The organism is Acinetobacter sp. HR7 (assembly GCF_000773685.1).
Lineage (GTDB): Bacteria > Pseudomonadota > Gammaproteobacteria > Pseudomonadales > Moraxellaceae > Acinetobacter > Acinetobacter thermotolerans.
The window spans coordinates 19,026-32,285 of sequence record NZ_JPQO01000153.1 but is presented as its reverse complement, the minus strand read 5'-3'; the positions used below and the strand labels follow the sequence as shown (position 1 = coordinate 32,285).

Sequence of the window (13,260 nt, the reverse complement as noted above, 5' to 3'; positions counted from 1 at the left end):
CACCTCATGTTTGAATTCGCCTAGATATGTATTTCTATTTATTATGTATAAAACTAACTGAATAAAAAACCCACTCTAGAGCGGGTTTTTTATTCCAAAGCTAATTAGTATTAACCAATCAATTTCTTCATCAATTCATTCACCTGAGCAGGGTTAGCCTTACCACGTGATGCTTTCATCACCTGACCAACCAGACCATTAAAGGCTTTCTCTTTACCAGACTTGTACTCATCTACCATCTTCTGGTTCGCAGCAAGCACTTCTTTAATCATTGCTTCAATCGCGCCTGTATCAGTTTCCTGCTTCAGACCTTTCTCAGCAATAATTTCGTCCGCAGTTTTGCCTTCTTCCCACATAAAGTTGAACACCTGTTTCGCGATCTTACCGCTAATAGTGTTGTCCACGATACGTGCGATCATGCCGCCTAGTTTCTCAGCAGAAACCGGGGAATCAGCAAGGTCAAGGCCAGCTTTGTTCAGGGCACCTGAGAATTCACCCATCACCCAGTTCGCAGCAATCTTACCTTGAGCAGCACCGCCAGCAGCTTTTACCACATCTTCGTAAAACTCTGACATTTCACGAGTCAATGTAAGCACGTGAGCATCGTACTCAGTCACACCGAAGTCTGCTACGAAACGTGCACGACGTGCAGCAGGTAGCTCAGGCATTTGTGCTTTAATCGCTTCGATCTGTTCGTCTGGAATGATCACAGGTAACAGGTCTGGGTCCGGGAAGTAGCGGTAATCGTTCGCTTCTTCTTTCGAGCGCATTGAACGGGTTTCCATCTTCGCAGGGTCGAACAGACGAGTTTCCTGATCGATTTCACCACCCCATTCCAGAATTTCCATCTGACGTTCAATTTCAACATTGATTGCCTGTTCAATGAAACGGAATGAGTTTAGGTTTTTCAGCTCACAACGGGTACCAAACGGTTCACCCGGACGACGTAAAGATACGTTACAGTCGGCACGGAACGAACCTTCTGCCATGTTACCGTCAGAAATACCTAACCAGCGTACCAGCGTGTGAATCGCCTTGATATAAGCCACAGCTTCTTCAACAGAACGCATATCCGGTTCAGAGACGATTTCCAGCAGTGGAGTACCAGCGCGGTTCAAGTCGATACCAGACATGCCTTCAAACTGGTCGTGAATCGATTTACCGGCATCTTCTTCAAGATGCGCACGAGTCACACCAATGCGTTTCACGGTGCCATCTTCAAGCTGGATGTCGATATGGCCCAAGCCCACAATCGGGTTGTCCATCTGGCTGATCTGGTAGCCTTTTGGAGAATCCGGATAGAAGTAGTTTTTACGCGCAAATACAGAAGCCTGGTCGATGTAAGCATCAATACCCAGACCAAAGCGGATTGCAAGATCAACCACTTCTTTGTTCAGCACTGGCAGTACGCCCGGCATTGCCAAATCCACTAGGCTCGCCTGAGTGTTTGGATCATTACCAAATTCAGTTGATGAACCGGAGAAGATTTTAGATTTAGTCGCAAGCTGAGTGTGAATCTCGATACCAATAACGACTTCCCAACCATCAATCAGGTTAGATTTTGGTTTAGCAGCGTTTTTAGCCATTATGCATTCTCCTCAGCAATTGCAGCGCGTTTTGTATGCCAATCGGTTGCCTGTTGATACTGGTGTACTACAGACAGCAATTGAGATTCAGACCAGTAGTTACCAATCAGCTGTAAGCCAACTGGCAGGTTGTCCTGGTCAAAACCAACAGGTGCGCTGATTGCAGGAAGACCTGCAAGGTTAACCGCGATGGTGTAGATGTCACCCAGGTACATTTCCACTGGAGACAGGTTGGCACCGATCTTGTAAGCCGTTGTTGGTGCAGCAGGAGCAGCAATCACGTCGACTGATTCAAATGCTTTCAGGAAGTCTTGTTGAATTAAACGACGGACTTTTTGTGCTTTCACATAATATGCATCGTAATAACCGGCAGACAGGGCATAAGTACCGATCAGGATACGACGCTGAACTTCAGGGCCGAAACCTTCTGAACGGGAACGTTTGTACAGGTCCATGATGTCTTTCGGATCTTCACAGCGGTAACCATAACGCACGCCGTCATAACGTGACAGATTCGAAGATGCTTCCGCAGGTGCGATCAGGTAGTAAGTCGGTACATAGGCTTCAGTCATGTTGAGGTCAATCTCAACTAGAATGGCACCCATTTCTTCCAGTTTTTTCAGTGATTCTTCAACACGCGCTTTTACGTCAGCAGCCAGACCAGCCACGTTGAAGTATTGTTTAGGAATACCGATGCGTAAGCCTTTCACAGACGTGCCGTTCAGGTTGGCAACGTAATCATCCACGTCTTTTTCAACTGAAGTTGAATCTTTCGCATCGTGACCCGCCATCACATTCATCAGGTAAGCACAGTCTTCCGCAGAACGTGCCATTGGACCACCTTGGTCCAGTGATGACGCATAGGCGATCATGCCGTAACGAGAGACACGGCCATAGGTTGGTTTCAGACCAGTCAGACCACAGAAAGAGGCTGGCTGACGGATTGAACCACCGGTATCGGTACCAGTTGCAAATGGAGCCAAATCAGCAGCAACAACCGCTGCAGAACCACCTGAAGAACCGCCAGGGACGTGATCGAGTGCCCAAGGGTTTTTGGTCGCGCCATAGTAAGAAGACTCGGAAGTTGAACCCATGGCGAATTCGTCCATGTTCACTTTACCAAGCGTCACCAGGCCCGCAGCTTTACCTTTCGCTACAACGGTCGCGTCGTAAGGAGAAATAAAATTGTCCAGCATTTTAGAACCCGCAGAAGTTCGGATGCCTTGGGTACAGAAAATATCTTTGTGGGCAATCGGCACACCGGTCAGCACGCCTGCAGTGCCAGCACGACGCAGTTCATCTGCAGCATCAGCCTGTGCCAGTGCCTGCTCGGCAGTGACAGTCACATAGGACTTCACTTGAGCATCTACTTTTTCAATGCGCTTTAAGTAATGTTCAGTCAGTTCGCGCGATGAAAATTTAGCTTGTGCCAAACCTTCGGTAAGTTCACGAACTGATAGGCGGTGTAAATCTGTCATGAGAAATAATTCTTTACGTTTAATTTAATAAAAAGAATGAACTGGGTAGTAATTACTCAATCACGCGTGGAACCAGGTATAAGCCGTCCTGTACAGCAGGCGCTACGGCTTGGTATTCATCACGATGGTTGCTTTCAGTCACCGCGTCTTCACGTAATGGCTGTGGATGGTCGAAAGGGCTCTTCAATGGTTCAACACCGTCAGTATTGATACCTTTCAGCGTTTCCATCATGCCTAAAATTTTATTTAAACTTTGAGCATATTCAGCAGATTGCGTATCATCCAGAGATAACCTTGCGAGGTGTGCAATCGCTGAAACTGTTTCTGCATTTAAATCTGCAGAATGCTGTGCATCCGATGTAGACATAACATTACCTAATCAGTATTAAAAAAAAATCAAATTATCATGCGTTATGATAAGCGATTGACTTGTCCAAAGCATCACATTTAGTTAAAGTTGCCACCTTGCGTCCATATAAAGTTTAATTGAGAACGTCCCCGTGATTCTAAAACGACTAATAGGCTTGTTTTCGCCAGATCTAGCCATTGATTTAGGTACTGCAAATACACTTATTTATGCGCCAGGACGAGGCATTATATTAAATGAACCGACGGTTGTAGCAATCCGTCATAGTGGTTCACAGAAAATTGTTGCTGCCGTAGGTCTTGACGCGAAACAAATGCTTGGTCGTACCCCGGCAAATATTTCAGCAATCCGTCCGATGAAGGATGGCGTGATTGCCGACTTCGAAGTAACTGAAACGATGCTGAACCAGTTCATCGGTAAAGTTCACGAAAAACGTTTATTTCCACCAGCGCCACGTGTTGTGGTGTGTGTACCGTGTAAATCTACCCTGGTTGAACGCCGTGCAATCCGTGAAGCAGTGTATAACGCTGGCGCGCGTGAAGTTCGTCTGATTGAAGAGCCAATGGCTGCAGCCATCGGTGCTGGCATGCCGGTAGAACAGGCATGTGGTTCAATGGTTGTAGATGTGGGCGGTGGTACTACAGAAATCGCGATCATCTCGCTGCAGGGCTGTGTCTATGCAGACTCGCTGCGTATCGGTGGTGATGTATTTGACGAACAGATCATCAATTACGTGCGTAAAGCGCATGGTTGTGTGATTGGTGAAACCACAGCAGAAACCATCAAGAAAGAAGTGGGTATGGCACTTCCAGATGAAGGTGCGAAACCACTGGAAATCGAAGTTCGTGGCCGTAACCTCGCAGAAGGTGTGCCTCGTGCAATTACCGTGACTTCTGATGAAGTGACTCAGGCGATTGCTGATCCGCTACAAAATATCGTGTCTGCAGTAAAATCTGCACTGGAACAAACGCCTCCTGAACTGTCTTCTGACATCGCTGAGCGCGGGATCGTGTTGACCGGTGGTGGCGCATTATTGCGTAACCTGGACAAGCTGCTTGCCAAAGAAACTGGTCTGCCAGTGGTCGTTGCAGAAGATCCACTATCCTGTGTCACCCGTGGTGGCGGTAAGGTGCTCGAATTCTTCGACAACCCAAATCATGACATGTTATTCGTAGGCTAAGAACAGGACACGGCGGGTGCAAACACATCTGTTTTCTAGACAACCGCCATCTTTTCGCTCATTCATCATTGCGTTGGTGACCTGTCTGGTGGTGCTATTCTTTGACTGGCGCATGCCACACCTGGTTCAACCTGCAAGGGAAGTGCTGAACGCGGCATATAATCCGATTTATGCTTTGGCCAGCTATCCTGTACTGTCGCGAGAATGGCTGAATCAACAAACCAAGTCTGAAGCCCAGTTGCGTCGCGAAAATACCGCGATGCGTGCTGAGCTGCTGCAGGCTCAGGTTCGTCTGCAAAAAATTGCAGAACTCTCTGCTGAAAATACCCGTCTGCGCGGTCTTTTAGACACGCCGTTAATTATTGATGGCCGTATGGAAATTGCCGAAGTGATTGGGACAGATCCTGATCCTTTACGGCATATCATCGTGATTAACCGTGGTTCTAACAGCCAGCTCCGCGTTGGGCAGACCGTATTGGATGACAAGGGGATTATGGGGCAGATCATCAGTGTCTATCCGCATAGTAGCCGCGTCATGCTGCTGTCAGACAAGGAACATTCACTTTCAGTGCGTTTGGAACACACCGGCATGCGTGCCATCGTCTCGGGGACGGGTGATCTGGGGCGTCTGAAAATGGAATATGTGCCAACCAGCGCTAACATCAAGGTGGGCGAGAAGGTCTACAGTTCCGGTCTGGGTCAGCATTTCCCGGCAGGTTATCTGGTCGGCACCATTTCCAAAGTACAACGACATAATTCCGGGGAATTTGCCCAGATTGATGTGACACCTGCAGCCCAACTGGCTGGCGGTCATCATGTGGTGGTGCTATTCTCTGACTCATTAGCGATGGAGCAACCGCATGTCGATCGCTAAGATGCAGCCCAAAACCCATCGTGATCCACTATTTCCAATTATTATTTCGGTGATTGTGGCCTCGGCGCTGGTGGTTTATCCCTTATCCTATTCAGTATCTGGATGGCGTCCGCAGTTTATGCTGATGGTGATGCTGTTCTGGGTGCTATGCCAGCCGACCTGGTGTGGGGTGTGGTTCGCGTTCAGTACCGGAATTTTCCTGGATCTGCTGATGGATGCACCGTTGGGCCTGAATGCATTAAGTTTTATTATTATCGCCTTTATGGCACGGTTCCTCACTCGTGAACGCCGGATCTTAACGTTTGGCAATCTCTGGGTAATTACTACCTTAGCACTGATCGCGCATCTAATGATTACCTTTTTTGCCCAGGTGCTGAGCGGTGAGCATTTCTCGATTCCACGTCACTGGCTGCCGCTGCTGACCAGCGTGGTAATCTATCCGGTCATTTATTATCTGCTAAGAAAATGGCGCATCTGATTCTGGCTTCCAGTTCACCTCGACGCCGTGAACTGCTACAGCAATTGGGACTGGAATTTGAAATCTACAGTCCCCATATCGATGAGTCGGTTCTTCCGGGTGAGACGGTGGAAGCCTATGTCGAGCGCCTGGCCAGAGCCAAGGCTGATGCGGTAGCCGAGCGTTATCCTGAGGCCATTATCATTGCGGCGGATACCAGTCTTAGTGTGGATGGCGAGATTCTGGGTAAGCCAGAATCAAAACAGCACGCCTTTGAAATGTGGGCAAAAATTTCCGGCCGCAAACACGATGTGTTAAGCGGCGTTTGCGTTCGCACAAAAAATGAAAAATACAGTATAGTGGTACGAACACAGGTTGAATTTCAATCACTAACCACCCATGATATGGAAAGTTATTGGGCAACAGGTGAACCGGTTGGAAAGGCAGGCGGCTATGCTATTCAAGGCATTGCAGCGCGCTATATTCCTGCGATACAGGGGAGTTATACCAATGTAGTCGGTTTGCCGCTATATGAAACGGTACAGTTATTACAGACGGTTAAGGCACTAAATTAACTGCTGCAAAAGAATTCTTATAATGTTTTGAGTGTTGTTATGTCTGACGAGTTGTTGATTAACGTCACACCGATGGAGTGTCGTGTGGCGTTAATTGAAAACGGCACGGTGAACGAACTGTTCGTCGAGCGTACCGCAAAGCGCGGTCTGGTGGGGAATGTCTATAAGGGCAAGGTCGTCCGTGTGCTGCCCGGCATGCAGGCGGCTTTTGTTGATATTGGTCTGTCCCGTACCGCCTTTTTACATATCAATGATATGGTCTGGCCACGCCAGCAGCCGACGCCGAATGTATTTGAACTCCTGCAGCCGGGTCAAACCCTGACCGTCCAGGTGATGAAAGACATGCTCGGCACCAAGGGCGCACGCCTGTCCACTGATCTGTCTATTCCATCCCGTTATCTGGTTCTGATGCCGTATGGCAACCATATTGGTGTCTCCCAGCGTATCGAAGATGAAGAAGAGCGTAACCGTTTACGTTCCATCATTGAGCGCATTCAGGAAGAGCATAAGCTGCCGGGTTCAGTGATTGTCCGTACCGCGGCGGAAGGCATTGAAGAAGCTGAAATCGCGCAGGATATGGCTTATTTGGCCAAGCTTTGGGAATACATCCAGCGCAAGCAAAAAAGTGTGGTAGTGCCTTCGCTGATCTTTGAAGAACTGCCATTACCGCAGCGTGTGATTCGCGATCTGGCCAATGAAAACACTGCGAAAATATATGTCGATTCACGTGAAATTCACGGCAAGTTGACCGAGTTTGTGGATGAGTTCGTGCCAAGCATGAAGGATCGTCTGCTGCATTATCCGGGTGAGCGTCCGATCTTTGATCTGTATAACGTTGAAGATGATATCCAGAAAGCGTTACAAACCCGTGTGGCTTTAAAATCTGGCGGTTATCTGATGATTGACCAGACTGAGGCCATGACCACGATTGATGTCAATACTGGCTCTTATGTTGGCGGCCGTTCGCTGGAAGACACCGTGTTCAAGACCAACATGGAAGCGACCCAGGTCATTGCCCGTCAGCTGCGTCTGCGCAATCTCGGTGGCATCATCATTATTGATTTCATTGACATGCAGGAAGCCCATCATCGTGAAGAGGTGATGAACCAGTTTGTGAAAATGCTGGAACGTGATCATGCCAAAACCAAGATCACCCAGGTATCTGAACTGGGACTGGTAGAAATGACTCGTAAGCGTACCCGCGAATCTTTGGAACACTTACTTTGTGAGTCTTGCCCGACCTGTCAGGGACGCGGTTATGTGAAAACAGCCGAGTCGGTATGTTACGAAATCTTTCGGGAAATCCTGCGTTATGCACGCGCTTATGAGTCACAGAGTGGCTTTACTGTCGTCGCGCATCCATCGGTGATTGATCGTCTGCTGACTGCAGAAGCGCCAGCTGTCGCAGATTTAGAGCATTTCATCAAACGTGTAATTAAATTCCAGGTTGAAAATTTATACACGCAAGAGCAATACGATATCATTCTTAGCTGAAATTGTAACAGAATGTCGTAAAACCCTTGTTACAACTGAAGTTTTACAATGTCCTGTGAATTTTGAATACTAGATTCATCAAGTAGCCAAAGCCGATCTCCCAGTATTTTTGGCTTAGCAAACACGAGGTGAGTCATGAGTATAAGTAAAGCGGTATTAAATAAAGGCCTAAAACACGTATTAGAACCTAAAAAAACTGTACACGCGGGGTACATTGTCGATGAACGCGGGAATGAAGTGCAGATTACTTCCTCTATGATCCGTGCAGTCTGCCATCAGTTGCTGAAACAATGCCGTACGGTAAAAAGTTAAGATTCTAAATTTGTGACACGGTCTGAATAAAAAATAATCAAATAAAAATAAAAGGGGCTGCAAAGCCCCTTAATTTTTGCGTGAAAGAATTGGCAAAAATGCTCATACCAATTTTTTACTGAAAACCTCAGTCGGAATCATCCATTATCCGGCTGCGGCCACCAGCTTTGGGGTTTTATCACCATCGACAATCCGTTCAAAACGCTGGATTTCGTCCTCTAAGTGAGTCAGCAGATTCTGCATTTTTGGCAGGGCATTTCGGCAAGCGGTTAAGCCAACTTCCAGTTTATCCATATAGCTGGTCATGGTGATATTCAGTGCCTGACCGTCCAGCACGATTGAGGCTGGATATAATGCTTCTAGACGTGCGCCATTCCAGTACAACGGTTCTTGTGGACCTGGTACGTTAGAAATCACCAGGTTAAATGCCTGACGTTTTGGCATGAGGCCAGAGGCGATATTTAGGCCAGCCGCACCATACACAAAGGCACTGTAATTCAGGATCTGATTCGCGGTCATACGCTTAAAGCGTTCTTTGGCATTCAATACGCTGCGGCGTACGATTTTCAGACGCTCCAGTGGGTCTTCCTTATGCGTACCCAGATTCGCCAGAATCATGGTAATACGATTCGAGACATCGGAATCATCGCTACGTACCGAAGCAGGTACCATGGCAATTAGCGGTTTCTTCGGTAAGGCATCCTGAGTGATCAGGTATTCACGTAGCGCACCGGAGCAGATCGCTAGCACGATATCATTAATAGTTACGCCAAGTTCTTTAGAAATATGGCGCAGACGTGAGAATTCAAAAGACTGTGCCGCAAATCGGCGTGAGGCGGTAATCCGCTGATTGAGAATGGAAGGCGGTGCCTGGAAGCTGGAAACATAATCCGGGTTACGTCCCATATCTTTGAGCACGGTTTGCGATAATTCATACAAGACGCGCGGTGTTGATTCTAACTGTCCCTTAATGGTCGATAATGTGCCTTTTAGTCGGCTGACTTTAGGTGCTTTTAAACGCTTAGCACGCGGGCTTTCTACACACCATAGCGGGACAATGCTTTTCGTATTTGGATCATGGGAGAGAGATTTTTCAACCAGACGCATGCCGGCAATCCCATCGACCATGGCATGATGAATCTTGAAGTACATGGCAAAACGATTGCCTTCAATGCCTTCAATCAGGTGGCACATCCATAACGGCTTGGCGCGGTCAATCAGGGCACTGTGTTCCTGTGAAATATAAGTCAGTAATTCACGGATACGGCCAGGTTTCGGCAGGGCGATATGACGGAAATGATGATCCAGATCAAACTGATCATCTTCGTCCCAGAACAAACCGTTTAAATAATTATTGAAGGGTGGAATGGGCATCGATTTGGAAGTACGGATATCTTTGACCAGATCTTGAATAAAAGTTGCAGGTGCATTTTCTGGAATCTGAAATAAAAAAAGACCACCTACATGCATAGGTTGTTGCCGTTTTTCTAATGATAAAAAAATTAAATCAATTGGATGTAATGGACGCATAGCGTGGATTGCCTCACTGCACTCTATAGCTCTTCTCTTTCTGAAAAGCCTTGTTAGAATTATTGCTTTAGTTCACAAAGTATAGCGGTTTTAACTTATATGTGAACTGCTTTCTCTGATCGGATCAGCAAAATAAGTAGCTATTGATAAGCACTTAAAACTATTCCTAAGTCCATGAAATGTGAAAATTTTAGTTTTATATTTGCGGAATAAAAATAGATTTTTTGTAATTTGAATAAAGCCTATCTACATAATCATCTGCGATTTATAAAATTTTATTAATCTATATTTCACATTTTTATGCCAGTAAATCAATCGACTAACAGTTTAGAAATTCTTTAAATATTAAAATGGTACTTCCCGATAAACGGTAAATATGGATGATTTCACCTTGAAAATAAATCCAGATATGAAATAAAAAAAGCTGTCTTTAAAAAATGACAGCCTTTTAGATGGACTTAAAGCCAGCTTATTTTTTCAGGTTGCCGGCGTGCAGCCCACATTCTTTGTGAGTAGCTTCTTCCCACCACCAGCGGCCTTCGCGTTCATGCTGGTTTGGCAGGACAGGTCGGGTACATGGTTCACAACCAATGGAAATAAAGCCTTTTTCATGTAGTGGATTGTATGGAATTTCCATCATACGGATGTAGTTCCAGACATCAGCACTGGACCAGTTGGCTAAAGGATTATATTTGATCAGCTGTTTGCCTGGGCCAGAAAAACCAGCATCAGCCTGAATGACTGGAATTTCATTACGGGTACCAGGGCTTTGATCCTTACGTTGACCAGTAATCCAGCCATCCAAAGTGGCCAGTTTTTTACGTAATGGCTGAACCTTACGGATACCACAACATTCTTTGTGACCATCTTCATAGAAACTGAACATGCCTTTCGTAGTCGTCAGATTCTGTACGGCTTCTGCTTCAGGGAAACAGATCTCAATGTCGATGTTATAGTGTTTACGCACCTGATCAATAAACTGATAGGTTTCAGGGTGCAAACGTCCAGTATCCAGACTAAACACACGGAAGGGTTTGCCCAGATGTGAAGCCATATCAATCAGTACGACATCTTCCGCACCGGAAAATGAAATCGCAATTTCACCGGGCTGGCTCAGGGCAAGTTCCAAAATTTCACTTGGAGATTTGTCTGTATATTCAGATGCAAGCGCATCTACCATATCAATAGTAGGAATAGTGGTCATGAGAATCCTGGCGATATAGGCTTGGAATAACTCTGCCTATATTAATTAATTTCACATCTATTTTAATAGAATAGAATTAGTCACCTTATCACTAAAAAATAAATGCTTATGAAAAAAATAGATTTAAAAAAGAACAGTGCAAAATGTGAAGATTCAGCTATGATATGCGAAATTTTTTAAATAAGACTGCTGAGGGGAATATTCATGGAAGTCGTATGTCTGGATCTTGAAGGTGTTCTGGTTCCTGAAATTTGGATCAATTTTGCAAAGAAAACAGGGATTAAGGAACTAGAAGCGACGACTCGTGATATTCCTGACTATGATGTGCTGATGACCCAGCGTCTGAATATCCTAAAACAGCATGGTCTCGGCCTGAATGATATTCAGGAAGTGATTGCTGATATGGGCCCATTTGAAGGCGCTAAAGAATTTGTAGAATGGGTACGTACTCATTTCCAACTCATTATTCTGTCTGACACTTTCTATGAATTTGCGCATCCTTTAATGAAACAATTGGGCTGGCCAACCATTTTCTGTCACAAACTAGAAACAGATGAAAATGGCATGATCACAGCCTACAAACTGCGTCAACCAGATCAGAAACGTCAAGCAGTAAAAGCATTACATGGTCTGAATTTCCGCGTGATCGCGGCAGGTGATTCTTATAATGACACTACGATGTTAGGTGAAGCAGATCAAGGTTTCTTGTTTGATGCTCCAGAAAATGTGATTGCAGAATTCCCGCAATTCCCGCCGATTCATGGTTATGAAGCGCTGAAAGAAGCAATCCGTAATGCTTCTGTACGTGATATTCCAGCATAAATTTCTCAAGTGTTAAAAAAGGCGCTAGAAGCGCCTTTTTATTTGGGTTATAGAAAATTAGAAGCGATAGCCAATTTTCATACCATAAGCCCAAGCATTGTTGTCTGTAAATTCACCCACAGGGTTGCCTGCTGTTTGTGCTGTAGCATCACCTAACCAGAGATGTTTTACACCTGCTTGAATAAAGTAATTTTCAGCAGGGCTATATTGTGCACCAAGCCCTAAACTCCAGTAGCCTTCAGTTGGGCCAAGGGTGGTTACAGGGTTGCCCGCACCTGAATCCCAGCCGACAGAAGTCGTTGCTGACCATTTGTCAGAGAATTTATGACCCACACCAATATTTGCTGACCATTGATCATCAGAGTAATCAATTAAATTTTGCTTTTTGCCACGTAAGCTAGAAGCATCGGCGAGTAAAGATGGAGTTACGGCAAATTGATCCCAATGTACCCAACGGATATTGGCAAATGCAATCGTATTTGAAGCAATGCCTGTTTGGAGGTCTAAATTAACCGATTGAGGAGTGACAGCTTCTACAGTATCTTCTCTAGAGCCTAGAGTCGCTAATACCGGCTTATATGGGCTATATGGATGACCTGCCTCAGGAATTATATTCGCTACAGCTGCCAGTCCAGTTGTTTCATGAGATTTGGCATTGTGTTTAATTTCAGAACGATATGTCACAGCTGCTTTTAAAGCAATTTCTGGAATTTGGTATGCGAAACCAGCAAGCCAACCATAAGCTTCTTCTTGATCAACTTTAATGTTGTAACCACTTAAAGTGAGAGGTGCTGCACCATAGGCTCTACCACGTAATTTAATATCGGCTTCAACGGTTTGCCAAACTGGACCAACATAAAAATTCCAGTTTTTATTTGGCTGGTAGCCAATGAGCGCTGTTAGGTTTTGAGTTTTTACTTCAACGGAAGTTCCTTCTCCAGCTTGAGAGAAGCTAGATAAAACACCATTTGCAGAATAAGTTGCATCTGCACCATAAGGTTGGTCATAAATCAGACCTAAAGAAACTTTATCTGTGGCTTGAACCTTAATTGCGGCATTGACGAAGGTGTAATCATCAGCCATATCACTGATTTTTTCACCTTCAAAATCTTGAGTTTTTGATGTTCCAGAAACATCTGGATCAAGTATCGAGATACCAGCTTCAGCGTAATTACCTGGCTGTAAAAAAGCCAGAATTGATTGCCCTGAACGATCTAAACCGCCAGCAAATACAGGAGAGAGAGGGAGAGTGGAAAGAAAAATAGCAGCTGAAATGGGTTTAAGCTTCATCGCTCATCCTTGAATGTTGCATTAATATGTTTAAAAGTTGTGGAAAAGTAACATAAATTTTAAAAGAGTAAATGTTCAACTTGTCTGAAGA

At 45.4% G+C, this 13,260-nt stretch carries 13 protein-coding genes; 7 read left to right on the top strand and 6 right to left on the bottom strand.

All coding sequences use genetic code 11. The annotated features are described in order from the left end of the window. Positions 1-110: 110 nt before the first annotated feature. Genes gatB through gatC form a run of 3 tightly spaced genes read right to left on the bottom strand, consistent with a single transcriptional unit; the run spans position 111 to position 3,431 of the window. Complete coding sequence (gene gatB, locus GW12_RS07075) at positions 111-1,586, bottom strand: Asp-tRNA(Asn)/Glu-tRNA(Gln) amidotransferase subunit GatB (protein WP_034585455.1); 1,476 nt, start codon at positions 1,584-1,586, stop codon at positions 111-113. Beyond that, positions 1,586-3,064: an Asp-tRNA(Asn)/Glu-tRNA(Gln) amidotransferase subunit GatA gene (gatA, locus tag GW12_RS07070; protein WP_034585452.1), complete on the bottom strand. Its 1,479-nt coding sequence runs from the start codon at positions 3,062-3,064 to the stop codon at positions 1,586-1,588. Before gatA ends, gatB begins: the two co-directional genes overlap by 1 nt. Positions 3,065-3,116: 52 nt before the next feature. After that, entirely contained in the window at positions 3,117-3,431 is a 315-nt protein-coding gene (gatC, locus tag GW12_RS07065) for an Asp-tRNA(Asn)/Glu-tRNA(Gln) amidotransferase subunit GatC (protein WP_034585450.1), read from the bottom strand. A gap of 133 nt (positions 3,432-3,564) precedes the next feature. Here gatC and GW12_RS07060 point away from each other — a divergent pair, with 133 nt between their 5' ends. From GW12_RS07060 to GW12_RS15880, 6 genes are all read left to right on the top strand, one after another. Then, positions 3,565-4,611, top strand: coding sequence for a rod shape-determining protein (locus tag GW12_RS07060; RefSeq protein ID WP_034585448.1), 1,047 nt, complete (start codon positions 3,565-3,567; stop codon positions 4,609-4,611). Positions 4,612-4,627: 16 nt separating this feature from the next. Next, a complete protein-coding gene (gene mreC, locus GW12_RS07055; protein WP_034585446.1) occupies positions 4,628-5,485 on the top strand; it encodes a rod shape-determining protein MreC in 858 nt (285 codons plus the stop codon). Beyond that, a complete protein-coding gene (gene mreD, locus GW12_RS07050) occupies positions 5,472-5,963 on the top strand; it encodes a rod shape-determining protein MreD (RefSeq protein WP_034585444.1) in 492 nt (163 codons plus the stop codon). Before mreC ends, mreD begins: the two co-directional genes overlap by 14 nt. Then, complete coding sequence (locus GW12_RS07045) at positions 5,951-6,517, top strand: Maf-like protein (protein ID WP_034585442.1); 567 nt, start codon at positions 5,951-5,953, stop codon at positions 6,515-6,517. Before mreD ends, GW12_RS07045 begins: the two co-directional genes overlap by 13 nt. Positions 6,518-6,556: 39 nt before the next feature. Continuing rightward, entirely contained in the window at positions 6,557-8,011 is a 1,455-nt protein-coding gene (gene rng / locus GW12_RS07040; protein WP_034585439.1) for a ribonuclease G, read from the top strand. 135 nt (positions 8,012-8,146) lie between these two features. Continuing rightward, entirely contained in the window at positions 8,147-8,323 is a 177-nt protein-coding gene (locus GW12_RS15880; protein WP_171077677.1) for a PA1571 family protein, read from the top strand. Positions 8,324-8,467: 144 nt separating this feature from the next. Here GW12_RS15880 and GW12_RS07035 read toward each other — a convergent pair whose 3' ends face one another. Both GW12_RS07035 and GW12_RS07030 read right to left on the bottom strand, forming a co-directional pair. Next, entirely contained in the window at positions 8,468-9,853 is a 1,386-nt protein-coding gene (locus GW12_RS07035; protein ID WP_034585437.1) for a wax ester/triacylglycerol synthase family O-acyltransferase, read from the bottom strand. A 469-nt stretch (positions 9,854-10,322) separates the two neighbouring features. Beyond that, positions 10,323-11,057: a phosphoadenylyl-sulfate reductase gene (locus GW12_RS07030; RefSeq protein ID WP_034585435.1), complete on the bottom strand. Its 735-nt coding sequence runs from the start codon at positions 11,055-11,057 to the stop codon at positions 10,323-10,325. Between the two features lie 204 nt (positions 11,058-11,261). On the opposite strand from GW12_RS07030, the gene thrH reads away from it, so the two are divergent. Then, positions 11,262-11,879 (top strand): bifunctional phosphoserine phosphatase/homoserine phosphotransferase ThrH, encoded by a 618-nt coding sequence (gene thrH / locus GW12_RS07025; protein ID WP_034585433.1) that lies wholly within the window; start codon positions 11,262-11,264, stop codon positions 11,877-11,879. Between the two features lie 57 nt (positions 11,880-11,936). Here thrH and GW12_RS07020 read toward each other — a convergent pair whose 3' ends face one another. Further along, complete coding sequence (locus GW12_RS07020; protein WP_034585431.1) at positions 11,937-13,169, bottom strand: OmpP1/FadL family transporter; 1,233 nt, start codon at positions 13,167-13,169, stop codon at positions 11,937-11,939. Positions 13,170-13,260 lie beyond the last annotated feature (91 nt).